This is a genomic window from Rhodoferax sp. (assembly GCF_018780565.1).
Lineage (GTDB): Bacteria > Pseudomonadota > Gammaproteobacteria > Burkholderiales > Burkholderiaceae_C > Rhodoferax.
Genome location: NZ_JADMJN010000012.1, coordinates 53,123 through 78,110 on the forward strand (window position 1 = coordinate 53,123; position 24,988 = coordinate 78,110).

Sequence of the window (24,988 nt, forward strand, 5' to 3'; positions counted from 1 at the left end):
TTATTGCGTCTGTGCTGCGTTATGTTTCTGCCGGTAGTCATTCACGGCCGCTTTGATGGCATCTTCAGCCAGGATAGAGCAATGAATCTTCACCGGCGGCAAGGCCAGTTCCTCAGCGATCTCGCTGTTCTTAAGAGCCGCCGCCTGGTCCAGCGTCTTGCCCTTCACCCATTCTGTTACCAGAGAAGACGAAGCAATGGCCGAGCCACAACCGTAGGTCTTGAACCGTGCATCTTCAATCACGCCGGTATCCGGGTTGACCTTGATCTGCAGCTTCATGACGTCACCGCAAGCCGGTGCTCCCACCATCCCCGTACCCACCGAGTCATCGCCCTTGTCAAAGGAGCCGACGTTGCGGGGGTTTTCATAGTGGTCAACAACTTTTTCAGAATATGCCATTTTGTGTACCTCTTAATGTTTAGTGCGCAGCCCACTGGATGGTGCTGATGTCAATGCCGTCTTTGTACATGTCCCACAACGGGCTCAATTCACGCAGTTTGGCCACATTGAGCTTGATGGTCTCAATGGCGTAATCAATATCGGCTTCCGTGGTGTAACGACCGATCGTCATGCGCAGACTGCTGTGCGCCAACTCATCGCTGCGACCCAGGGCGCGCAACACGTAACTGGGCTCCAGACTGGCCGATGTACAGGCCGAGCCACTGGACACGGCCAAGCCCTTGATACCCATCATCAAGGATTCACCCTCCACGTAATTGAAGCTCATATTCAGGTTGTGCGGCACGCGTTGTTCAAGATGGCCATTGATGAACACCTGCTCAACGTCTTTGAGACCCGCCAGCATCCGGTCATGCAGAGCACGAATTCGAACGTTTTCACCAGCCATCTCTGCCCGGGCAATCCGATAGGCCTCGCCCATGCCCACAATCTGGTGTGTTGGCAAGGTGCCCGATCGCATGCCGCGCTCGTGACCACCGCCATGCATTTGCGCCTCGATCCGCACACGCGGCTTGCGCCGAACGAACAAGCCTCCGACGCCTTTGGGCCCATAGGTCTTGTGGGAAGTCAGGCTCATCAGATCGACCGGCAACTTGCTCAGATCGATGTCTACACGTCCGGTGGCCTGCGCCGCATCGACGTGAAAAATGATTCCTTTTTCACGGCAAATTGCCCCGATGGCCGCAATGTCCTGGATCACGCCAATTTCATTGTTGACAAACATCACGCTGGCCAGAATGGTGTCAGGACGGATAGCGGCCTTGAAAACTGCCAGATCAATCAGTCCATCGGGCTGAACGTCCAGATAGCTGACATCAAAACCCTGACGCTCCAGCTCACGACACGTATCCAGCACGGCTTTGTGCTCGGTCTTGACGGTAATGATGTGCTTGCCTTTGGTCTTGTAAAAACCGGCTGCACCTTTGAGCGCCAGATTGATCGACTCGGTCGCACCCGATGTCCAGACGATTTCACGGGGGTCGGCACCGATCAGTGCAGCCACGTGTTCGCGGGCTTTTTCAACGGCTGCTTCAGCTTCCCAGCCCCAAGCGTGGCTGCGTGAAGCAGGATTGCCAAAATGCTGACGCAACCAGGGAATCATGGCATCCACGACGCGCTCATCGCACGGCGTGGTGGCGCTGTAATCCATGTAAATCGGGAAATGAGGTGTGGTGTCCATGTCAAATTCGCTGCTGGCGATACAAAAATCAGGTTTTGGAAAAAGCGTTGCCCAAGGCAAAAACCGAATTGGGCGCATTGATTCGAATCGGCTTGGAAATCGGCATGGCAGAGATAGCCCGCTTGACGCTGGGCTTGTCTTCAACCTGCAAGCCCTTGGCCAGCTGGTCATCCACCAGCTTTTGAAGCGTCACCGAATTCAAAAACTCCACCATTTTCACATTCAGCGCAGTCCAGAGGTCGTGGGTCATGCAACGCTCCCCCTCGCCCAGGCAATTCTCCTTGCCGCCGCAATGGGTCGCATCAATCGGCTCATCGACCGACGTGATGATGTCAGCCACGGTAATCTCCGCCGGATTGCGGGCCAGACTGTAACCTCCGCCGGGCCCCCGGGTGGACTCCACCAGTTCATGACGACGCAACTTGCCAAACAGTTGCTCAAGATAGGACAGGGAAATTTGCTGGCGTTGGCTGATGGCGGCCAAAGTGACCGGGCCGCCGCTCTGGCGCAAACCCAGATCAATCATCGCAGTGACCGCAAAACGGCCTTTGGTGGTGAGACGCATGGCAGACTCCTTCAGTCGTATTTAGTTGACCAACAACGTCAAGTATAGCAAAAACCCCAGTAATTTGCTCGGGTAAGCAGGCCGGGACCATCGGTTGACCCTAATTTTTATCAGGTGAAATGGCGGCAATATTGTCCGTGCCCGGTGCACCGAAGGCCTGTTGCTTCAGGATGCCCAATTGATCGCGAACCCGCGCCGCCTTCTCAAACTCCAGATTACGGGCGTGCTCCATCATCAATTTCTCCAGGCGCTTGATTTCGCGGGAGATATCCTTCTCGCTCATGTCCTCGACCTGCGCCCGCTGCATGGCGTCGCGCTCAAGCTTTTCCGCCTCTTTGCCGGCCTTTTCGCTGTAAACACCATCGATCAGGTCCTTGACCTGTTTGACGATGCTCCGTGGCGTGATGCCGTGCGCCAGGTTGTGGGCAATTTGCTTTTCGCGCCGCCGCTCGGTTTCGCCCATCGCCTTTTTCATCGATTCGGTAACCTTGTCGGCATACAAAATCGCCCGGCCATGCAAATTGCGGGCGGCGCGGCCAATGGTCTGGATCAGCGAGCGCTCGGAACGTAAGAAGCCTTCCTTGTCAGCGTCCAGAATGGCAACCAGCGACACCTCAGGGATGTCAAGCCCCTCCCGCAGCAGATTGATCCCGACCAACACGTCAAAAGTACCCAGGCGCAGGTCACGCAGAATTTCAACCCGCTCAACGGTGTCCACATCGCTGTGCAGGTAGCGTACCTTCACGCCGTTATCACTCAAATAGTCTGTCAGCTGCTCGGCCATGCGTTTGGTCAGCGTCGTGATCAATACCCGTTCGTGTTTTTCGACCCGGATGCGGATCTCCTGCAGCACGTCGTCCACCTGATGGGTGGCAGGACGCACCTCCACTTCAGGGTCCACCAGCCCGGTGGGACGCACCAGCTGCTCAACCACCTGACCCGCGTGGTCTTTCTCCCACTGGGCGGGCGTCGCAGACACAAAAATGGCCTGGCGCATCTTGGTCTCGAACTCTTCAAATTTAAGGGGGCGGTTGTCCAGCGCACTGGGCAGTCGGAAGCCGTATTCCACCAGCGTGGTCTTGCGCGAACGGTCGCCGTTGTACATGCCGCCAAATTGACCGATCAGCACGTGACTTTCGTCCAGAAACATCAGCGCGTCCTTGGGCAGGTAATCGGTCAAGGTTGCAGGCGGCTCACCGGGGGCCGCCCCGGACAGGTGCCGCGAGTAGTTTTCAATGCCTTTGCAATGCCCGACCTCGCTGAGCATCTCCAGATCGAACCGGGTGCGTTGCTCCAGCCGCTGCGCCTCCACCAGCTTGCCCTGGCTTACAAACTCCTTGACCCGGTCCGACAGCTCCAGCTTGATGGTTTCCACTGCCGTCAGCACTTGATCGCGCGGCGTCACGTAGTGGCTGCTGGGGTAGACGGTAAAACGGGGAATCCTTTGGCGAATACGGCCGGTCAGTGGGTCAAACAACTGCAGCGATTCAATCTCGTCATCAAACAGCTCGATGCGAATCGCCATCTCACTGTGCTCGGCCGGAAACACGTCAATGGTGTCGCCGCGCACACGGAACTTGCCGCGCGAAAAATCAGCGTCATTGCGCTGGTACTGCATGCGCACCAGTTGAGCAATCACATCGCGCTGGCCCATTTTGTCGCCCGTACGCAGCGTCATCACCATCTGGTGGTAAGCCTCAGGCTGTCCAATGCCGTAGATGGCCGAAACCGTTGCCACAATCACCACATCGCGTCGCTCCAAGAGGCTTTTGGTGCAGGAGAGGCGCATCTGTTCGATGTGTTCGTTGATGGCGGAGTCTTTCTCAATGAACAGGTCGCGCTGGGGCACATAGGCTTCTGGCTGGTAATAGTCGTAATAGCTGACGAAATACTCCACCGCATTTTTCGGGAAAAACTCGCGGAACTCGCTGTACAACTGGGCCGCCAGCGTTTTATTGGGTGCGAAAACAATGGCCGGCCGGCCCAGGCGCGCAATCACGTTGGCCATAGTGAAGGTTTTACCCGAGCCAGTGACGCCCAGCAGGGTCTGGAACACCTCGCCATCTTCCACACCCTCGACCAATTTATTGATGGCCTCGGGCTGGTCGCCCGCCGGAGGATAGGGCTGGTACAGCTCAAACGGAGAATCCGGGAAACTGACGAAATGCCCCGCTGCCGTGCTGGGCAAGGCTTCGTCCATGGCGCCAGCGGATGCGCCCTTTTCAGATTCAGGAACAACTTCAGAAACGTCTTGCATGGAAACCCGATCTCAGCCCGGTAAAATTCAGGGGAACCCAAAAGAATACGCCATTTCGGCCCTTGCGCGCCAGCGCTACCTGAGATTGCCTTCCCGGGAAGGCTGGATTGCACAGGAAATCCGGAATGAGTTTGCCCCTTAATTACTGTCAAAGGACCTTACATGTCTCTCTTTTCCGCTGTTGAAATGGCCCCCCGCGATCCCATTCTGGGTTTGAACGAGCAGTTCAATGCCGACACCAACCCGGCCAAAGTGAACCTGGGTGTCGGTGTCTATTTCGACGACAACGGCAAGCTGCCATTGCTTCAGTGCGTGCAAGCCGCCGAAAAAACCATGATGGAAAAGCCTGCTGCACGGGGCTACCTGCCGATCGACGGCATTGCTGCCTATGACGCTGCAGTCAAGGGGCTGGTGTTTGGCGCGGACAGCGAGCCCGTGAAATCCGGCCGCGTGGCCACGGTACAAGGCATTGGCGGCACCGGCGGCCTCAAGATCGGCGCTGATTTTCTGAAAAAACTCAACCCCAATGCCAAAGTTCTGATTTCCGACCCCAGCTGGGAAAACCACCGCGCCCTGTTCAATAGCGCCGGCTTCACGGTGGAAACCTACCGCTACTACGACGCTGCCAAGCGCGGCATCGACTTTGACGGCATGTTGGCTGATCTGAATGCCGCACCTGCGGGTACCATCATCCTGCTGCACGCTTGCTGCCACAACCCAACTGGTTATGACATCACAGCCGCACAATGGGACCAGGTTATCGCCGCCGTCAAGGCCCAAAACCTGGTGCCTTTCCTCGACATGGCCTACCAGGGCTTTGGCCATGGCATTGCCGAAGACGGTGCCGTCATTGGCAAGTTCGTCGCTGCCGGGCTGGATTTCTTCGTTTCCACCTCGTTCAGCAAGAGCTTCAGCCTGTACGGCGAGCGGGTGGGGGCTCTGTCGGTGCTGTGCGCTAACAAGGAAGAAGCCGATCGCGTACTGAGCCAGCTCAAGATCGTGATTCGCACCAACTACTCCAATCCGCCAACCCATGGCGGTGCCATCGTGGCGGCCGTTTTGAACAACCCCGAGTTGCGAGCCCTCTGGGAAAAGGAACTGGGCGAGATGCGTGTGCGCATCAAGGCCATGCGCCAGAAACTGGTGGACGGTCTCAAGGCTGCCGGCGTCAAGCAGGACATGAGCTTCATCACAAGCCAAATTGGCATGTTCAGCTACTCCGGCCTGTCCAAAGACCAGATGGTGCGCCTGCGCAACGAATTCGGCGTCTATGGCACAGACACTGGTCGCATGTGCGTGGCCGCGCTGAACAGCAAGAACATCGACTACGTCTGTGCATCGATTGCCAAGGTGGTCTGATCCAGATAGAAATATGCTCCTAGCCCTTTTAAAAAGGGCTTTGTTTGCTATACATTTTGTAGTATTTCAGCAATCCACCCCAGATGAAGTCACTCAACATCATTGGCGGCGGACGCGTCGGGCGCACCTTAGGACGGCTCTGGCATGACCGTGGCGCCTACCTGATTCAGGATGTTCTGACCAACTCTGCGGCGTCCGCCAGCGAAGCCATCGCATTCATCGGTGCCGGTCATGTTGCGGGCGCGCTGCAAACCCTGCGTGCGGCGGATGTGTGGATGCTGGCGGTGCCAGACCGGCAGATTGCGGCGGTGGCGTCCGGGCTGGCGCAGACCGCCAGTGCAAACCGGCCTTCCATCGCGTTCCATTGCAGCGGCGCGCTGGCATCGACAGAACTCCAACCCCTGCGCGACCTGGGCTGGCACGTGGCCAGCGCGCACTGCCTGCTGAGCTTCGCAAGTCCACAAGCTGCGTTGCAACAGTTTCCCGGCACCCCGTGTGCACTGGAAGGCGATGCTGCCGTTCTGGCCGAGCTGGAACCTTCTTTTCAAGCCATTGGCGCACGCTGCTTTGCCATATTGGCTGAACACAAATTGCTGTACCACGCGGGTGCTGTTTTTGCGACCAACTTCCTGCCCGTGCTGCAGTCACTTGCCAACCGGCTCTGGCAGGACAGCGGTGTGCCTCCCGAACTGGCGTTACAGCTCAATAAAAGCCTGCTTCAAAATGCGGTGGACAACATCCTTGCACTGGGGCCTGCAGGTGCACTGACCGGCCCAGCCGCCCGAGGCGACAAGGCATTGGTCGCACGCCAGGGCCAAGCGGTGGCCCAATGGAACATGGCCGCAGGCCAAGCTTACGCAGCGCTGAGCCAGCTGGCCGCCGAGATGGGTACCATCCCTCTCCCACCCTCTCCCGCCCCTGATATGTAAAAAGGGGTGATGCCTGAGCCCCTGCCCAGTTCATCACCCCGGAAATACCAGAACCGGTTAACGGTCAGGGCAGATAGTTCAAGGTCTCGGGCAAAGGCAGCGTCACAGGCACTTCAAAGAAGGGGCCAGCGCCGTCCGGGTCGATCACAGTTGCACCATTGCTGGCAAAGAAGGTGGCAATCTGCTGCTGTGCCCCAATGGCATAAGGCGCACCGACTGGATTGCTGATGTTGGTCAGGAAGGTGTGCGGGTTCTTGCCAACCCCGGCGTTGACCCCGTAAGCCAGATCATTGCGGAAGATAGTGGCGCGATCAGCCAGATCACCGGCGCGCAGGATGGCGCTGGTGGTCGGGTTGGGCACCGTCGCGTCACCCTTGGCGAACTGGAACAGTACGGGCTTCACGCCATTGCCTGGCAGCGGCTGCTTGCGGATATGCCGTGCATACGACACCGGGTTGCCTGACTGCTGAACCCATTCGTTGCGCTCCAGCACCTCGGTGATCGCCCATGCGCCTGGCACGGTATTGATCACTGCGGGCTGATTGCGCAGCGGCATGTTTTCGTTGAAGTTCAGGTTGAAAGGGACCGGCACTCCAGGCGTAGGCGCAACATTCAACAGCTGGGGCTGGCGCTGGGCCAGCGCCACAGCCGTCAGGAAGCGAAAGCCACCCAGACGCGCCACCTCGGTGATGGAGCCACCCGGCACATTGGGAACGCCCGCTTTGATCGCAGGTTCGACGCCCAGGAAAATCGTGCCGTAAATGCCACCAAAGGACTGGCCCGCATAGTAGATGCGCTGCGCGTTCAGGTCAGCCACGCCGTCGCCATCGACATCCATGCCCACTTGCACTTGACGCACCATTTGCATCAGGTCGATCACGGTCTGACGCAGGCCATCACGGCTGCTGATAATGCTGCGCGGCGCTGCTGCATTGACACCTTCGGTTGAATCAATGACGCCGTTGCCATCCTGGTCAATCCCGCGGCCACCCGCTGGCAACGACACCGGTGCACCACCGTTGCTGCGCAACACCGTCAGGTTACCCAATGGCCCGCCACCGTGCCCGACCACGTTGATGGCCAGGGTGGCAATGCCTTGCGATGCAAACACCGACGCCACCGTCCAGGGTGCACCGTACATGCTGTCCGTGAAGCCGTGACCAAAGATGGCCACAGGCCAGCCGCCCGCCGGCTTCGGACCTGCCGGCACATGCAGCTGGAACACCAGTTCCTTGCTGCTCTGCGGTTGCGGCTGGCCAGTCCAGGTAGGCGTCGCGGGAATGTACTTGTCCGCGGTCAGATACTCCGGAGAGCGGAACTTGCCATAAGCAATCTGGCCGACTGCGCCTGGCACCACACCCAGCGCGGGCGTCGGCAGGTAGCCGGTCGTGAAATTGGGGGCAGTCCCAGTGTGGCGGTTGAACTGGATACCCGCCACACTGGCCACAGGAAACACAGCGCGCACAGCCGCACCAGATTCTGTTCCGATCATGAAATCAGCCGCTGCGGGGGTGGAGCGTCGAATGCTGTGGCCAATCTTCTCCAGATCGGCGGTAATGGTCTGGGTGGTGAACAGACTGGCTGCAACGACCTGATGCCGGCCACCGTGACGGTGTCCGTGCAGACTATCGCGCAAATCGCGCGCATATTCGGCGGTGCCACGGCCCGTGCCGAAACCTTCCCCCTCATGGGACATTTTGATTTTCTTGCCATGGGTGTCACGTACGCCGTCGGTGATGACCACCATGTAGCGCGAATGCTGCGCCAGCAGCTCATCGCTCTCAAATGCCAGCGTCATCTTGGCCGGGTCCCACAGAATCTGATTGATGCCGACGCGCTGGCCCGCCCCGCGCAGGGTCTGGGTGTCGCCCAGGTTGACGAGGTAAATGGTCTGGCTGTTGACGGTGCTGACATCGATGGCGCCATTGAACGGCACCGTGATGCGTGGCTGGGTGGAAAAACCGTCCAGCGTGTTGATCACGTCAATATCAGCGCAATCGTTGGGACGAACCGCGCAGTCGGGCTTGGGCAGGTTGACGCGGCGAAAGGTCTTGTTCGACCAGTCACGGCTGCTGAAGCGGTCACTCGGGAATGGAGTGCCTGCAGGATCAGACAGATCGAAGCGGACGCTGACGCCATCGGCAAGCACAGCCAATGGAATCAGGACAAGGGAAACAGCCGCCACGAGCGGACGGACACGGTAAACGAACATGATTCTTTTCCTTTTGTGTTCCGATCTGAGACATATCGTTCGGAAGCTGCGTTTTTAGGGCATCCACATGCATCGCACATCCGGGTTAACCCCGCCGAGAATACGCCCCCCGCTTGATTTGAGTCACCAATGTGACTTAAGTCACGAACCCAAGCCCCCAACCCGGCCGGAGCACGACACCTACAATCGCCGTCCCGACCTGGAAAGCGCCTCAGCAACACCCATGAATGATCTCAATGCCGAATGGCGCAACCGCAGCCTGAAAGCCGTTTGGCACCCCTGCACACAAATGAAGTTGCATGGCACCGCCGAGCAGCCCCGGCACGCCCTCATACCCATCGTGCGCGCGCAAGGCGTGTGGCTGGAAGATGCGCAGGGGCAAAAGTTTCTGGACGGCATCAGCTCATGGTGGGTTAACCTGTTTGGCCACAACCATCCGCACATCCGGCAGGCGCTGGTCGACCAGCTTGACCGGCTGGACCATGTCATGCTGGCCGGCTTTACGCACCCACCTGTGGTGGAGTTGTCAGAACGATTGGCCGCACTGACCGGTCTGGGGCACGCCTTTTACGGTAGTGACGGAGCTTCGGCCACCGAAATTGCGCTGAAGATGAGTGCGCATTTCTGGCGCAATGCCGGACGTGCCGAAAAATGCAAATTTTTAGGTCTGCAAGGTGGCTACCACGGCGAAACCGTAGGCGCCCTGGCCGTCACTGACATACCGCTGTTTCGAACTGCTTATGCACCGCTGCTGCGGCTGGGAGCCACGGTTCCCAGCCCGGATGCGCGCAGGGCTGAGGGGTCGATAACACCGGCCATGGTCGCAGAAGAAGCCGCGGCTCAACTTGAAGCATGGCTGGACGAGCACCACCCTTGCACTGCCGCCATTATTCTGGAGCCCATGGTGCAGTGCGCCTCCGGCATGGTGATGTACCACCCGCTCTATTTGCAGCGCGTCAGGGATCTCTGCACGCGCTTTGAAGTGCATTTGGTTCTCGACGAAATCGCCGTTGGGTTTGGCCGCACCGGCACGATGTTTGCCCATCAGCAGGCCGGCATTCACCCCGACTTCATTTGCCTGTCCAAAGGGCTGACCGGCGGAACACTTCCCTTGTCTGCGGTGCTGACGACCGACGGCATTTACGAAGCGTTTTATGACGACGACGTAGCCCGGGGCTTTTTGCACTCACACAGCTACACAGGCAACCCCCTGGCATGCCGCGCAGCGCTGGCGACGCTGGATCTGTTCGAACAGACCGGCATTCTGGAAAAGAATGTTCAGACTTCCAAAAGGCTATGGACCCAGTTTGCACCGCTGTCGAATCATCCGCGCGCGCACCACGCCAGAAAACTGGGCATGATCTTCGCCTGGGACATTGAAACCAGCCTGCCGGATTTCGCCAAACGCTACGCCGCGCAGGCCCTGGCGCGAGGCGTCATCCTGCGCCCCATTGGGCATACGGTCTACGCCATGCCCCCTTATGTGATCAGTGATTCCGAGGGCAAGTTTCTGGCAGAAGCTGCATTCGCCGCGCTGGAGGCGACCCTGGCGCAAGAGTCGCATGCGCAAACCAGCCGGGTGGGCACGATCGATGGCGTCTGAAAAGGCTTGCATCTTTGTCACTGGCACCGACACGGGTGTGGGCAAAACGCTGATCAGTTCAGCGCTGCTTCTGACCTATCGCCGCCACTACCGCCGGGTCGTTGGCATGAAGCCGGTCGCGGCGGGTCTGGAACAGCGCAACGGTCAATGGGTCAGCGATGACGTGTTGGCCCTGGCGTCGGCTTCGAGCATTGCCGTGCCTGCGCAACTGGCCAATCCGGTCGCCCTCATCCATCCGCTCTCGCCCCACATTGCTGCGGACCTGGAGCGGCGCACTGTCACCGTCGCGCAGCTACTGGAAGCACAGCGAGAACTGGCCACGCTGTGCGACTTCATGGTCGTGGAGGGTTCCGGCGGCTGGCGTGTGCCGGTCAACCCGACGCAAACGCTCGCCGATTTCGCCGTGGCCCTGGGCGCGCCGGTCTTGCTGGTGGTGGGCATGCGCCTGGGCTGCCTGAACCATGCACTTCTGACGGCAGAGGCTATTCGCCGTGATGGACTCAAGCTCGTGGGTTGGGTTGCCAATGTGGTGACACCCGACATGCCCGCGCTTGCCGAAAACATCGACACCTTGCGCCACAGGTTGGGAGCCCCGCTGCTGGGTGTTGTGCCCTGGTCCGACACGCCCGCCCCACAGAACATTCATCTGGAACTCCCTACGATATGAGCGACAGTTGGCTGAGTGAATTTGCCCCCCGGCTGCGAGAGCTGGAAACACGCAACCTGCTCAGGCGACGGCGTGTTGTGGTCCCTGAAAACGACGCTTACCTCCAGGTCGACGGCGTATCTCTGCTGTCGTTTTGCAGCAATGACTACCTCGGATTGGCCAACGATCCGATTCTGCGTGACGCGGTTCACGCTGCGGTGGAGGTGTACGGCGTAGGGGCCGGTGCATCTCCCATGGTCAGTGGCTTCAGCGAGGCCAACCGTGCTCTTGAAATCGAACTGGCCCGCGCAGTTGGTCTGCCGCGCGCACTGTACTTCTATGCCGGTTACGCCACCAATGCCAGCGTCATACCCGCCCTGGTGGGTGCAGACGACGACCTCTTTTCAGACTCCCTGAACCACGCCTGCCTGATTGACGGTGCACGCCTCTCCAAAGCCCGTATCCACCGATACGAGCATGCCAATCTGGCTGCGCTGGAGGCATTGCTGGGCGCATCGACCGCCCACAGAAAACTGGTCGTCAGCGATGCGGTCTTCAGCATGGACGGCGACCTTGCTGACATCCCCGCCCTGCTGGCGCTTTGCCAGCAGTTCGATGCCCTGCTCATGCTGGACGACGCGCATGGCCTGGGAGTTTTGGGTCCGCAGGGGCGTGGCGCCCTGGCCGCCGCCAATCTGGTCGATGACCAGGCTTCCGATCGGATTCTCTACATGTCCACTCTGGGCAAAGCCCTGGGCGTGGCGGGTGCCTTTGTCGCAGGAAACGACACCCTGATTGAATGGCTGTTGCAGACCACACGGAGCTATACCTACGCTACCGCTGCACCGGCTTTGCTGGCGCAGGCGCTGCGAGCCAGTTTGACCTGCGTTCTGGGCCCGGAAGGAGATCGCCGTCGTGAGCACCTGCAAAGCCTCATCCGGCAGCTTCGCTCGGGACTGAGCCACGGTGCGCACCCGGCACTCGACGCCTGTGGCTGGACACTGATGCCCTCAACGACAGCCATACAGCCCCTGGTCATTGGCTCCAGCACACAAGCCCTGTTCCTGACCCAAAAACTGCGCGAGCGGGGGTTCTGGGTACCGGCGATTCGCCCGCCCACCGTGCCACAAGGCACCGATCGATTGCGGATCACGCTTTCTGCAGCCCACCAATCAAGCGATGTCGAGCGGCTTTTGAACGCCTTGTACGAACTGGCCGAAGAACAACTGTCAGCGACTCCGCGCTGATCAGGCCCAGATCACCGAGCGCATCGATATCGAGGCCGCCTGAAAGCCGGTATTGAAAAACTCCGGTGCTTGCGTGGCTTCCACAGCACCCGCCGCATAGAGCAGCGGCAGAAAATGCTCGTAGGTGGGATGTGCCTGCTGGGCGATGGCGCCGAGCTTCTGAAAATCCTGCAGCGCCGCCAACTTGCCCTCGCTCAGATAGCCGGCAATGGTGGTATCGAATTCATGCGCCCAGTCAAAGGCCTGATCCGCGGCGGCGCCGGGTTGCATGGTACGCAGGTTGTGAACGATGTTTCCGCTACCCACCACAAGCACCCCCTGCTCCCGCAGACCCTTGAGCTGTTGGCCCATCGCAAAATGCTCGGCAGGCGGGCGGCTGTAGTCCATGCTGAGCTGGATGACCGGAATATCTGCGGCAGGAAACATGGGCTTGAGCACGGACCATGCGCCATGGTCCAGCCCCCATTCGCTCATGTCCAGAGACAAGGCGGCCATGCTACCGGGCTGGTGCACCGCCCGTGCGATGTCCTGCGCCGCTTCCGGGAATCCAGGCGCAGGGTATTCCTGATCGAAAAGTGCTTTCGGAAAGCCACCAAAATCGTGAATGGTCCTGGGCTGCGCCATGCCGGTCAACCACCACCCTCGGCTCAACCAGTGCGCCGAGATGCAGAGAATCAGCTTCGGCCTTGGCCATTTGACGCCGAATTCGGCACCCAACGCCTGCCAGCTGCGGCGGTAGGCATTGTCTTCAATAGCGTTCATGGGGCTTCCATGACCCAGAAAAAGCACCGGCATTCTGGCCGTTTTGCCAAGCGATGGAAGTGAGCCCAGGGCGCTGACCTGTGAAATTTCGCTCATAGAGGCTCCAATAGATGCCAGAACACAGATTGCATCGGCTAGTCTGTCGTCAAACAGGCATGTTAAATCGTTTTCATATATAACTAAACACGGAGACGATCCGATGAGAGGCGAATCCTTTCGCCAACCTTGCGAAAAAGCAAGCAGGAAAGGGGAATATTGGTATTAACCCCCCAACCCAAAATCACTCAGAACTGTTATATTGCACTGCACCATTTCCAGAAAGTACATCATGCTTTATCAACTTTATGAATCCCAGCGTTCCTTGATGGAACCCTTTTCGGATCTGGCCCGGTTCGCCTCCAAGGCATTCAGCAACCCCTTGTCCATGCTGGGACAAAGTCCCTTTGCGCAAAGAATGTCTGCGGGATACGACCTGATGCACCGCTTAGGCAAGGACTACGAGAAGCCAGAATTTGGTTTGCGCACCATTGACGTGGACGGAATCGACATTGCGATCCACGAGCGCGTTGAACTAAACAAGCCTTTCTGCGAATTGCGTCGCTTCAAGCGCTTCAGCGATGATCCTGCCACCCTGGACAAGCTCAAGAACCAGCCTGCCGTCCTGATCGTGGCACCGCTGTCAGGTCACTACGCAACGCTGCTGCGCGACACGGTGAAAACCATGCTCAAGGACCACAAGGTCTATATCACCGACTGGAAAAATGCCCGTCTGGTGCCCATGTCGGATGGAGAATTCCATCTGGACGACTATGTGAACTACGTGCAGGAATTCATTCGCCACGTGCAAGGCATTTATGGCAATTGCCACGTGATGAGCGTCTGTCAACCCACCGTTCCAGTGCTGGCTGCCGTGTCGCTGATGGCCAGCCGGGGCGAAACCACGCCCTTGAGCATGACCATGATGGGTGGCCCCATCGATGCCCGCAAATCACCCACTGCGGTGAACAACCTGGCCATGAACAAGAGTTATGACTGGTTTGAGAACAACGTCATTTACCGGGTGCCAACCAACTTTGCGGGTGCCGGACGGCGGGTCTACCCAGGCTTCCTGCAGCATTCAGGCTTTGTGGCCATGAACCCCAGCAACCATGCCAAAAGCCATTACGACTACTTCAAAGACCTGATCAAAGGCGACGATGCAAGCACCGAGGCGCATCGCAAGTTTTACGACGAATACAACGCTGTGCTGGACATGGACGCAGACTATTACCTGGACACCATCAAGGTCGTTTTCCAGGATTTCAGCCTCGTCAATGGCACATGGGATGTCAAAGGGGTGGACGGCAAAATTGAACGAGTCCAGCCACAAGACATCACCACCACAGCACTGTTCTCCGTTGAAGGTGAGTTGGACGATATCTCAGGCTCAGGTCAGACCGAGGCCGTGCACGCCATTTGCAGCGGCGTCGTCGCCTCTGAACAAAAGCACCTGGAAGTGCCCGGCGCCGGCCACTACGGCATTTTCAGCGGCCGCCGCTGGCGCGAAGTGGTATACCCCGAGGTCAAATCCTTCATCCTCAAGCACCAGCCCGGCAGTAGCGTGGCGAAGACTGGGAAAGCGACATCAAAACCAGTTTCAGCCCTGGCCAAACGTACTTCAACAGCTACAAAAACAGTAGCTAAAAAGGTTGTTCGCAAGAAATAATGGCTGAATTGGCTGCCAGGATCCTTGCGGTCCTGCCCCAAACGCAGTGCACCCGCTGCGGCTACCCGGATTGCGCCGCCTATGCGCAGGCCATTGCGCAGGGGGAAGCCAACATCAACCAATGCCCGCCGGGTGGCAAGCAGGGCATTGAATGGCTGGCCGCCCTCACCGGCCAGCCTGTTGTGCCGCTGAACCCCGCCAATGGCGTGGAAAGCCCGCGCACCGTCGCCTTCATTGATGAAAACTGGTGCATTGGCTGTACCCTGTGCATCAAGGCTTGCCCTACCGATGCCATTGTGGGAAGCAACAAGTTGATGCACACCGTGATCGAGGAATACTGCACCGGGTGTGAGTTGTGTCTCCCGGTGTGCCCGGTCGACTGTATCGAGCTTGAAACCGTGACAGGTCCGGCAACCGGCTGGGCCGCATGGTCGCCGACATTGGCCAACCTGGCCCGTGATCGCTATACTTTTCATAGCTATCGACGCAACAGGGATGAGGGGGAGAATGCTAAACGGCTTGAAGAAAAGGCGCTGGAAAAACTGGCAGATCTGCCCCGCCACTCCAAACACACCGACCCGGCCGTGCTGGACAAAAAGCGGGCGGTGATTGAAGCCGCACTCCTGCGCGCACGGGCCAAACGTGACCCGAATCAGGGTGTCAGCTAGACGCGGCGCAGCCTGACAGGCTCGCCCTGACCTTCTCAGCGGACCGTGAACTGCTTGAGGCCGGCGTCCAGGCTGCCCAAGAGGCGCACCGTGGAATCCACGGTGACCACCCAATAGCGCTGATTTTCGTATTCTTCCTGCGTATGGTCGGCAAAAGACACGTGAGGACTGAACAGGCGTGCCCCGGTGCGACGCAGGTTGGAGATGCGAATTGTCCCTGGCTCATAGGCCTGCGCCTTCAGCCAGGCTTGGGCCTGCCTTCGGTTGGACACCATCTGGCGCTCATCAAGGCCCAGGGCAATCATTTCCAGAATCCATTGGTTGGAGTTCTGGAACCGGGTGTCAAACGGATGGGCGATCATGTTGTAGGCGGGGGCATGCAATACCCTGGCTCTGACAGGATTCAAGAAAGCATTGCGCAGCATGGCCTGGCGGGCCTGGCTGGGCACCACGACCAGCGCTTCGTACTCATACAGATCCACTTCGTAAAACTTCTCCAATGGCTGAAGCAATATCTCCGATTGGCTTTTGCCGCAGGGGTTCAGCAGATGAACCACTTGCCAGCGGTTGCGAACATGGTCACGCAAGGCCACGCCCATGTGGGTAAAGCGCTGATTGAACTCGCTCAGGTTGAGTCCGATTCGGGCCACAAAGGCCATTGAGGCACCGCTGCGCTCCAACTGCTCAAGCGTTTGCTCGCCCAGTTGCAATCCGCGCGCTAAGGCCTGCGGCGTTGGCGCAGCGCGCTCGCCGCAATCCTGACCTGCATAGGAGTGGCTGGCGCTGAAAACGCTCAGGAACAAGACCGCACATTGCACCAACCGGTGCCCCCAAGCCCCTGTTTTTGCAACCTTGCCGGCAATCATGAAGGCAACTCCCAGAGATTCGAATTTCCCGCACTGTCCTGCAAACGGATCGCCGGGCGATCTGCCTCAAATGCTGCACGGGTCGCAGGCCTCTCCCCTACCAACTGCCCGCTGCCTACATCGATCAGTTGGTGGGTGAATTGCCCCTGCCGCTGCATCTTCAACAACAACCAGCGGCCATTGGCAGAGAACTCCAGACCCAGTAGCGCGCTCATATCGTCGCCCGACCAGGCTGTGCGACGCAGCACACTGCCGCGCTCCAGATCAACCCAATGCAACTGCCTGCCAGACAGGGCCACCAGATACAAACCCTCGGGCGAAACCGCCATGCCCGACACCGGTGCTGCGCTGCCCAGATCCACCGTGCGAGGGTTTGGCAAACCCGCGAAGCGAAAATTGATCCGTCCATCCGCAAAACCTCTTGCGGTTGCACCGCCCGCGTGAGGCAGCGCCACTTCACTGGTGGGCGCCTGCGTCCCGGCCTGGATGCCGGGACGGGGCGTTGCCACCATCGATACCGACCCCTGTGATCTGGTGCGCGCCAGAGCAGCGAAGCGACCTTGCGGGTACTGCTCCAGGTAAGCCCGATAGTCGTTCGGATTGCGACTGTCCCTTACTGACTCCCAGAACGCCAATTCCAATGCCAGCTCGGCGGCCCGGCCGTCGCCCAGTGCAGCCTGCGCACCGGTCGACCCCACCGCCGCTTTGGCAAACGAAAAATCACGGTTCAAGGACGAGCTCTCCCAGGGCACCTGCTGGTTGTTGGACTCACGCACCACATCGACGCGAACGCGTTTGAACATCTGCTCCACCGCCAGACCCGGCGCTGCAATATGTTTCAACAGCGCCCCGGTGAACATCCCGTTGATGCCCTCCCCATCCTGCGCAACCGAGCCCGGTGCCGTGGCGAAAGAAATCAGCGTGCCCTGAGGCGCATCCACCGGCGCCAGCCCCACCTGGCTCAGTTTGAAGGAGCGGGCGAATGGATTGTTGCGACAGGCATCGAGAACCACCAGATTGACCCCGGTGCGGGCGGAGTCCATCTTGTCGAGCACCTCATTGAGATCAAGACTTCGGTACGGCACTTCGTCTTCCCGCGCAATGTCCACATCGACCGGCACCAGGTAATTGCGTCCCTTGACCTGCATGCCGTGGCCCGCAAAGTAAAACAGGCCCACATTGGCCCCCTTGAGTCGGTCGCCGAATTCCCGGATAACGACCGAAAACGCTTCGCGACTCAGGTTATGGCGTTCAATCACCTCGAAATCGAGCTTGCGCAAAGAACTGGCCACCGCGCGCGCATCGTTCTGCGGATTCTTGAGCGGACTGCTTCTGTAACTTGCATTGCCAACAACCAGGGCAACCCTGCGCTCGGTCGTGGCATTGGGCTGAGCCTGCACAACGGCAACCTGGCATAGCACCCACAGGCAAAAAAGCGCTGGTGAACAGCGCATCAGGAAGGCAGAAAAAATGCGGATCATGCCCCGATTGTGACAAACTATTCGGGGACTCAACGCGTCAAAAGGGCGCCCGCAACATCTGCCGGCCCGGCTGCATTCACAGCGGCATCAGCCAAGCGCCAGGTTTTTATACACACCACAGCCGATGACCAGATCGGGGTCCCCCGTCTGCTGCACATAGGACATTTTGGATTGAACCAGACCCGTGATCGGGTTGGCAATGTCGTATTCCACCCAGCCCGGCTCCGCGCTGGCCTGCCTGACAATGGAATCCAGCAAGCCAATGCCATCAACACCCGGAATATCCTGCACCCGAAGGCCCACTTTGGAGGGATTGCCGCCAAACGCCACATAGGCACCTTTTTTGTTGTCCAGTGCAAAGACATACATGTCGCGGTCATGAAAGCCCTGCGCGGGATCTGTGATGTCCCGCAAAAAAGCCTCCCGCGAGGCGCAGCGCCGGCGATGCGCCATGGCTCGCTCGACCAACTCAATAGCCTCTTCTGCCGAGCCCTGTTGAAGTTTGAAACTTGCAACAGACTCCACCAGTGTTGAAGCCCGGTGTTCCAGATTGGCGGCCTGCGCCACGGCCTGCTCGACCATCTGGGCGTTGCGCTGTGTGATTTCGTCAAGCTGGCGCACTGCAGTGGTAATCTCGGTCAAACCGGAACTTTGCTCCGCACTGGAACTCGAGATCTGCGACATGTTGGTTGCCACATCGCGAATACCGGACACGATTTGCGTGATGTTGCTGCCGGCAGCCCGGATCTTCTGGACGCTGGTCGCCACCTGTGACGACGAGGCGCCGATAAGTTGCCGAATTTCCTTGGCCGACTCGGCCGAACGCTGCGCCAGCGACCGGACCTCACTGGCCACAACAGCAAAACCGCGACCGGATTCGCCGGCACGCGCCGCCTCCACAGCGGCATTGAGCGCCAGGATATTGGTTTGAAAAGCCAGGCCGTCAATCACGCCCACAATCTCGTCCATGCGTTTGGCACTGCTTTGAATGGCTTCCACAGATGCGATTGCCTCGCCCATGGTGGCAGCGCCCTGATCGGCCACATCCCTGACCCCTGCCGCTTGACCATTGGCTTGTGCTGCCGTCTGCGCGTTGTCCTGCACCGTGGATGACAACTCCTCCACGCTGGCCGCCGTTTGCTCCAGATTGGCCGCCTGCTGTTCTGTGCGCTCAGACAACTCACGGTTTCCGCTGGTCAGGCTCTTGCCTGAATGCGCAACGAATGCCGCGTTGCTGCGCACATTGGCTACCATCCCTGAAATCGTTGCGCCCAGCCTGCTGGTCGACGCCACCAGATCTGCGATCTCATCCCGGCCGCCAGCGGTCAAATTCAAGCGCAAATCTCCCCGCACCATCTTGTCCATGGCCTGAGTCACCTGCTTCAAATCCTGAGAAAAGCTCTGGTACATGGCCAGCAGCAGATACGCGGCCAAAACCAGACACACGCCGCTCAACCATGCCACCGCTGCAGCACCGGATTGGATGCTATCCGCCACGGCAATCTGAATGAGCATGACCGCTGGCGGCAGCATCAAAACGACTGCCAGCAGCATCAACTTGGCCCGCAGCCGTATCCGGCGCATCAGCGATACGCCAGGAGAAAGCATGGTTGCGAAAATCGTCAAGCTGGTTCTCCCGTTTGTCTATATAAGTTCTGCTTTATACCTACCCGAGACCCACGATCAACTTACAAAACAAGCTTGGAAAACACTTCATTCTCAAGGGTTTACCCTAGATTAATACCCCTTGCAGAACTCATCCCAGCGCGTCATTCACCTGTTCATGGAACTCGGCCAGACTGACCGCGTTGCCGATCTCCCTTGGCAGGGCATCCCGAACCGAGAACACGCCCAGGATCTTGCCAGCCGCGGAGACAATTGGCAAATGACGGAACCCGCGCTCGATCATGATGAGCACCGCATTCGCCACAGTCATCTCGGGCGCCACGCAATGGGGATGGTGCGTCATCACCGCTGACACCTGTGTGGTTTGCGCATTCAAGGCCTTGGCCAGCACACGCGTCATCAGATCGCGCTCAGTCAGAATGCCCAACAGAATTCCTGCACTGTCGATGATCAACACGCTGCCGCAGTTGGCCTTGGTCATGACGCAGGCCGCATCCCAGACACTGGCATGGGGCGGCAAACTCAGCACATGGCGTTGCGACATGGATTGAGACACGGTTCGCTCAGACATGATTCACCCTCCTCTCGTCAAAATCAGCGCAATGACGCGTTGAGTTGGTCCAGCGCCCCAGCCCCCGGGCAGAGTTGCGCAACACCCAGGCTATTGAGCGGCGCATCGGTTGTATTCAAAGCCATGTGCAAATCCGTGGCCAGTGGATCGAGATACAGCAGCCCGGTCACCACCTCACCGCGTGCCTGGTGCGCATTCATGTAGCTCAGAGCGGCGTAGCGGTCCGTGGGGTCGTAGTCTGAATGCAGCTTGCGAAGGCGCAACAGGGAGCCGTCGTGTTGCTGCACCTCCACCACTTCGCCCGGCGCATAGTCGGTGGTGATTTCGTCGCGCGGGGTGATGAAATCAATGCGGCTGACCGCATCGTTGTGCTGACGCACATAGTCATAGCTTTTCGTGCTGCCACCGTGGTTATTGAAAGTCACGCAAGGGCTGATCACATCAATGAACGCGGCACCACCGTGCCCAATGGCGCCCTTGATGAGTGGCACCAACTGAGCCTTGTCGCCGGAGAAACTGCGTGCCACATAGGTTGCACCCAGCTGCAAGGCAATGCCCACGAGATCGACCGGGCTGTCGCTGTTAATCACGCCTTTTTTGCTCTTGGAGCCTCGATCAGCCGTTGCCGAGAACTGCCCTTTGGTCAGGCCATAGACACCGTTGTTCTCCACGATGTAGGCCATGCACACGCCCCGGCGCATGGCGTTGGCGAACTGACCCAGGCCAATCGAGGCCGAATCGCCATCACCCGACACACCCAGGTACAGCAGATCACGGTTCGCCAGATTGGCACCGGTGAGCACAGACGGCATGCGTCCATGCACTGTGTTGAAGCCGTGCGAGGCACCCAGAAAATAGTCCGGCGTTTTGGAGCTGCACCCAATGCCGGACAGCTTGGCCACACGGTGCGGCTCAATGTCCAGTTCCCAGCAGGCCTGAATGATCGCGGCCGAGATAGAGTCGTGCCCACAACCTGCGCACAGGGTGGAAATACGGCCCTCATAGTCACGCCGGGTGTAGCCCACCTTGTTGGTGGTGAGGGTCGGGTGATGCAGACCGGGCTTGGCAAGGTAAGTCATGCGATCTCCTTTTTCGGCGCGCTCAGGTTGGCCTCGGGCAGACCCAGGCGCAGGTTCTTCTCGATGAACTGGGTGATGAAGCGCGCGGTGATGGGTGTGCCGTCGTAATGCAGCACCTTGACGAGTTGCGACGGATCGATGGCAAGCTCATTCACCAGCAGGGAGTGCATCTGGGCATCCCGATTCTGTTCAACCACGAATACTTTGTCATGCCCTGCAATGAACTGGCTCACCGCTTCAGGAAACGGAAAAGCGCGCAGGCGCAAGGCGTCCAGGTCAATGCCCTGCGCCGTGAGCACATCCAGCGCTTCCTGCATGGCCGGACTCGTGGAGCCAAAGTAGATCACCCCCAGCGGGCCAGGCCGCGCTGCCTTGCGCAGCACCGGCTGCGGCACCAGATTGGCGGCCGTCTTGAACTTGGCGCAAAGGCGCTCCATGTTGTAGATGTAGTCCGGCCCGCGCTCGGAGTAACGGGCATAGGGATCACGGGTGGTGCCACGCGTGAAGAAGCTGCCTTTGGTGGGATGGGTGCCGGGCAAGGTGCGCCAGGGGATGCCGTCACCATCCACATCCTTGTAGCGGCCAAAGTCCTTGCCCGCCTCGAGCTCTTCCGCCGTCATCACCTTGCCGCGGTCGTAGGTGCGCGCATCGTCCCACACAAAGGGTTTGCACAGGCGCTGGTTCATGCCGATGTCCAGATCGGTCATCAGGAAAATCGGCGTCTGCAGGCGGTCCGCCAGATCAAGCGCCGCAGCGGCATGCTCAAAACATTCGTAGGGGTCTTCCGGGAACAGCAGCACGTGCTTGGTATCGCCATGCGAGGCATAGGCGCAGGAAATCAGATCTGACTGTTGGGTGCGCGTGGGCATGCCAGTGGACGGCCCGCCACGCTGCACGTTGATGATGGTCACCGGAATCTCGGCAAAGTAGGCTAGGCCGATGAACTCCGTCATCAGCGAAATGCCGGGGCCGGAGGTGGCCGTGAAAGCGCGTGCGCCGTTCCAGCCTGCGCCCACTACCATGCCGATGGAGGCCAGTTCATCTTCGGCCTGCACAATGGCATAGCGATGCTGACCGGTGGCGGGGTCCACGCGGTATTTATCGCAGTACTTTTGAAACGCCTCGGGTACGGATGATGACGGGGTGATCGGGTACCAGGCCGCCACCGTGGCACCGCCGTATACACAACCCAGGGCAGCAGCGCTGTTGCCATCGGTGAAGATCTGCTCGCCCACCTTGTCGGCACGACGTACCCGGATGCCCAGCGGCGCGCTCAGGTGCTGCTTGACATAGTCGCGCCCCAAGTGAAGCGCCCGCACATTGGAGTCGAGCAACAGTTCCTTGCCCTTGTACTGCTCGGCAAAAAGCTTCTCAAACACAGCGGCCTCGACGTCCAGCAAGACCGACAAGGCGCCCACATAAATGATATTTTTGAAAAGCTGGCGCTGCCGGGGGTCCACATAAGCGGCATTGCTGATTTCGGTCAGGGGCATGCCAATCACATGCACATCGGCTCGGAATTTCGACTCAGGAATGGGCCGCGTGCTGTCGTAAAACAGGTAGCCGCCCGATTCGATTTCGGCCACGTCCGCATCCCAGGTTTGCGGGTTCATGGCCACCATCATGTCCACGCCGCCGCGCCGGCCCTGGTAGCCCTTTTCGCACACCCGCGCCTCGTACCATGTGGGCATGCCCTGGATGTTGCTGGGGAAGATGTTGCGGGGGCTCACCGGCACCCCCATGCGCAAAATCGCCTTGGCAAAGAGCTCATTGGCCGACGCCGAGCCCGAGCCGTTGACGTTGGCAAACTTGATGACGAAATCGTTCACCGCTTCGATACGTTTCATGCAACCTCCGTTACACGGCCAAGGGTCTTGCCGTCTCGACATGGGGAACCCGCCTGGGTGGTATTGAGCAGGAACTTTTGCATGTCCCAGGCCCCGGTAGGGCAGCGCTCGGCACACAAGCCGCAGTGCAGGCACACGTCCTCATCCTTCACCATCACGTGGCCCGTCTTGAGCTCGCCCGACACATAGAGGTCCTGCCCCGTGTGCAGTGCCGGCGCCTTCAGGCGTGTGCGCAGATCCGCCTCTTCGCCATTGGTCGTGAAGGTGATGCAGTCCATCGGGCAAATATCGACACAGGCATCGCATTCGATACAGGTCTCGCGGGTGAACACCGTCTGCACGTCGCAGTTCAGGCAGCGGCTGGCTTCCTTGAAGGCGGTTGCCGCGTCAAAGCCCAGTTCCACTTCAACACGGATGCTGGCCAGCGCCACCTCGGCCTTGGCCCATGGCACCTTGAATCGCGCATCGCCCGATACATCGTTGTGGTAGCTCCATTCATGAATGCCCATTTTTTGCGACAGCAGATTCGTCCTGGGTGCAGGACGGCGGGCAGGATCTTCCCCGTGCAAAAACCGGTCAATCGACACAGCAGCCTCATGCCCATGTGCGACGGCGGTGATGATGTTCTTGGGTCCAAAGGCGGCATCCCCCCCAAAGAACACCCAGGGCACGGTGGATTGAAAAGTGTCCTTGCCCAGCACCGGCAAACCCCAGCGATCAAACTCGACGCCGCTGTCGCGCTCGATCCAGGGAAAGGCATTCTCCTGACCCACGGCCACCAGCACGGTGTCGCATTCAAAAAACACTTCAGGTGCGCCGGTAGGCACCAGACTGCGCCGCCCTTGCGCGTCATAAACTGCGGCCACCACGTCGAACTTCATACCAACAAGCTTGCCCTCGCGATGCTCAAAACTCTTGGGCACATGAAAGTTGATGATGGGGATGCCCTCGTGGACAGCATCCTCCTTCTCCCACGGCGAGGCTTTCATTTCCTCAAAGCCACTGCGCACGATGACCTTGACATCGGTTCCGCCCAGACGTCGCGCCGAGCGGCAGCAGTCCATGGCCGTGTTGCCACCGCCCAGGACGATGACGCGCTTTCCAACCTCCGTGATGTGCCCAAAGGAAACCGACGCCAGCCAGTCAATGCCGATATGGATATTCGCCGCCGACTCCTGGCGTCCGGGTAGCGCCAGGTCACGCCCCCGGGGTGCCCCGCAGCCAACGAACACAGCGTCAAAACCCTGCGCCATCAGCGCGGTCAATGACTCAATGCGCTGACCGCTTTTGAACTGAACGCCCAAATCGAGGATGTAGCCAGTCTCTTCATCGATCACCGACTCAGGCAGCCGAAAACGCGGAATTTGGGAACGGATAAAGCCGCCTGCGCGGGCTTCACTGTCAAATACGGTGACCTCGTAGCCCAGTGGCGCCAGATCGCGTGCGACGGTCAGTGAAGAGGGTCCGGCACCGACACAGGCAATTCGCTTGCCATTGGCGGGGGCTATGGACGGCATGCGTCCCTTGACATCGTCTTTCATGTCGGCCGCAACCCGCTTGAGACGACAAATAGCGACAGGCTCGGGGTGAGCCCCGTTGTTTTCCTCGACCCGGCTCCGTCGGCACGCCGGCTCACAGGGCCGGTCACAGGTGCGACCGAGAATGCCGGGGAAGACGTTGGACACCCAGTTGACCATGTAGGCATCGCTGTAGCGACCCTGCCCGATCAAACGAATGTATTCGGGGACTGGTGTGTGGGCCGGACAAGCCCATTGACAGTCGACGACCTTGTGGAAATACGCCGGATCGCTCAGGTTGGTAGGCTGCAAGTCTGTCTCCTTTACCCTTGCTGCACCGCAACAGCGGCAGTAGCGATGGAGGGGTAAAAAACAGTCTACGCCTGTTGCCCGGCAAAGGCTTCAGGTG

The 24,988-nt window shown here is 59.2% G+C and carries 20 protein-coding genes; 7 read left to right on the plus strand and 13 right to left on the minus strand.

The annotated features are described in order from the left end of the window. The 4 genes from iscU to uvrB form a co-directional block, all read right to left on the minus strand. A complete protein-coding gene (iscU, locus tag IV109_RS16645; protein WP_296699258.1) occupies positions 1 to 399 on the minus strand; it encodes a Fe-S cluster assembly scaffold IscU in 399 nt (132 codons plus the stop codon). Between the two features lie 19 nt (positions 400 to 418). Further along, on the minus strand, positions 419 to 1,639 hold the full coding sequence (locus tag IV109_RS16650) for an IscS subfamily cysteine desulfurase (protein WP_296699263.1): 1,221 nt from the start codon (positions 1,637 to 1,639) through the stop codon (positions 419 to 421). A gap of 28 nt (positions 1,640 to 1,667) precedes the next feature. Beyond that, the gene (locus tag IV109_RS16655) at positions 1,668 to 2,204 is read right to left on the minus strand and encodes a Fe-S cluster assembly transcription factor (protein WP_296699267.1); all 537 of its coding nucleotides are present in this window, start codon (positions 2,202 to 2,204) and stop codon (positions 1,668 to 1,670) included. A gap of 100 nt (positions 2,205 to 2,304) precedes the next feature. Further along, positions 2,305 to 4,461: an excinuclease ABC subunit UvrB gene (uvrB, locus tag IV109_RS16660; RefSeq protein ID WP_296699270.1), complete on the minus strand. Its 2,157-nt coding sequence runs from the start codon at positions 4,459 to 4,461 to the stop codon at positions 2,305 to 2,307. Positions 4,462 to 4,623: 162 nt separating this feature from the next. On the opposite strand from uvrB, the gene IV109_RS16665 reads away from it, so the two are divergent. Further along, positions 4,624 to 5,820, plus strand: a complete 1,197-nt coding sequence (locus tag IV109_RS16665) for an amino acid aminotransferase (RefSeq protein ID WP_296699273.1) — start codon at positions 4,624 to 4,626, stop codon at positions 5,818 to 5,820. An 83-nt stretch (positions 5,821 to 5,903) separates the two neighbouring features. Then, on the plus strand, positions 5,904 to 6,749 hold the full coding sequence (locus tag IV109_RS16670; RefSeq protein WP_296699276.1) for a Rossmann-like and DUF2520 domain-containing protein: 846 nt from the start codon (positions 5,904 to 5,906) through the stop codon (positions 6,747 to 6,749). 64 nt (positions 6,750 to 6,813) lie between these two features. On the opposite strand, the gene IV109_RS16675 is transcribed toward IV109_RS16670, so the two are convergent. Continuing rightward, positions 6,814 to 8,961, minus strand: coding sequence for an Ig-like domain-containing protein (locus tag IV109_RS16675; protein WP_296699278.1), 2,148 nt, complete (start codon positions 8,959 to 8,961; stop codon positions 6,814 to 6,816). A 223-nt stretch (positions 8,962 to 9,184) separates the two neighbouring features. Here IV109_RS16675 and bioA point away from each other — a divergent pair, with 223 nt between their 5' ends. The 3 genes from bioA to IV109_RS16690 are packed head-to-tail and all read left to right on the plus strand — an operon-like array spanning position 9,185 to position 12,457. Further along, entirely contained in the window at positions 9,185 to 10,564 is a 1,380-nt protein-coding gene (gene bioA / locus IV109_RS16680) for an adenosylmethionine--8-amino-7-oxononanoate transaminase (RefSeq protein ID WP_296699281.1), read from the plus strand. Then, positions 10,554 to 11,231, plus strand: a complete 678-nt coding sequence (gene bioD / locus IV109_RS16685) for a dethiobiotin synthase (RefSeq protein ID WP_296699284.1) — start codon at positions 10,554 to 10,556, stop codon at positions 11,229 to 11,231. Before bioA ends, bioD begins: the two co-directional genes overlap by 11 nt. Beyond that, positions 11,228 to 12,457, plus strand: a complete 1,230-nt coding sequence (locus tag IV109_RS16690) for an 8-amino-7-oxononanoate synthase (protein WP_296699287.1) — start codon at positions 11,228 to 11,230, stop codon at positions 12,455 to 12,457. The genes bioD and IV109_RS16690 overlap by 4 nt, the downstream gene beginning before the upstream one ends. Here the strand turns inward: IV109_RS16690 and ygiD are convergent, their stop codons facing one another. Next, complete coding sequence (ygiD, locus tag IV109_RS16695; protein WP_296699290.1) at positions 12,458 to 13,315, minus strand: 4,5-DOPA dioxygenase extradiol; 858 nt, start codon at positions 13,313 to 13,315, stop codon at positions 12,458 to 12,460. A 232-nt stretch (positions 13,316 to 13,547) separates the two neighbouring features. On the opposite strand from ygiD, the gene phaZ reads away from it, so the two are divergent. Beyond that, positions 13,548 to 14,924: a polyhydroxyalkanoate depolymerase gene (gene phaZ / locus IV109_RS16700; protein WP_296699292.1), complete on the plus strand. Its 1,377-nt coding sequence runs from the start codon at positions 13,548 to 13,550 to the stop codon at positions 14,922 to 14,924. Next, a complete protein-coding gene (rsxB, locus tag IV109_RS16705) occupies positions 14,924 to 15,592 on the plus strand; it encodes an electron transport complex subunit RsxB (RefSeq protein WP_296699295.1) in 669 nt (222 codons plus the stop codon). Before phaZ ends, rsxB begins: the two co-directional genes overlap by 1 nt. Before the next feature lie 35 nt (positions 15,593 to 15,627). On the opposite strand, the gene IV109_RS16710 is transcribed toward rsxB, so the two are convergent. The 7 genes from IV109_RS16710 to IV109_RS16740 all read right to left on the minus strand — a co-directional run bounded on the left by IV109_RS16710 (position 15,628) and on the right by IV109_RS16740 (position 24,891). Then, the gene (locus tag IV109_RS16710; RefSeq protein ID WP_296699299.1) at positions 15,628 to 16,458 is read right to left on the minus strand and encodes a DUF2145 domain-containing protein; all 831 of its coding nucleotides are present in this window, start codon (positions 16,456 to 16,458) and stop codon (positions 15,628 to 15,630) included. Further along, complete coding sequence (locus tag IV109_RS16715) at positions 16,455 to 17,939, minus strand: caspase domain-containing protein (RefSeq protein WP_296699303.1); 1,485 nt, start codon at positions 17,937 to 17,939, stop codon at positions 16,455 to 16,457. The genes IV109_RS16710 and IV109_RS16715 overlap by 4 nt, the downstream gene beginning before the upstream one ends. An 87-nt stretch (positions 17,940 to 18,026) precedes the next feature. Further along, a complete protein-coding gene (locus IV109_RS16720) occupies positions 18,027 to 19,547 on the minus strand; it encodes a methyl-accepting chemotaxis protein (RefSeq protein WP_296699568.1) in 1,521 nt (506 codons plus the stop codon). 148 nt (positions 19,548 to 19,695) lie between these two features. After that, positions 19,696 to 20,136, minus strand: coding sequence for a CBS domain-containing protein (locus IV109_RS16725; RefSeq protein WP_296699306.1), 441 nt, complete (start codon positions 20,134 to 20,136; stop codon positions 19,696 to 19,698). 23 nt (positions 20,137 to 20,159) lie between these two features. Further along, positions 20,160 to 21,215: a 2-oxoacid:ferredoxin oxidoreductase subunit beta gene (locus tag IV109_RS16730; RefSeq protein ID WP_296699309.1), complete on the minus strand. Its 1,056-nt coding sequence runs from the start codon at positions 21,213 to 21,215 to the stop codon at positions 20,160 to 20,162. Next, positions 21,212 to 23,062 (minus strand): 2-oxoacid:acceptor oxidoreductase subunit alpha, encoded by a 1,851-nt coding sequence (locus IV109_RS16735; RefSeq protein WP_296699310.1) that lies wholly within the window; start codon positions 23,060 to 23,062, stop codon positions 21,212 to 21,214. Before IV109_RS16735 ends, IV109_RS16730 begins: the two co-directional genes overlap by 4 nt. Next, positions 23,059 to 24,891 (minus strand): FAD-dependent oxidoreductase, encoded by a 1,833-nt coding sequence (locus tag IV109_RS16740; RefSeq protein ID WP_296699313.1) that lies wholly within the window; start codon positions 24,889 to 24,891, stop codon positions 23,059 to 23,061. The genes IV109_RS16735 and IV109_RS16740 overlap by 4 nt, the downstream gene beginning before the upstream one ends. Positions 24,892 to 24,988: the final 97 nt, after the last annotated feature.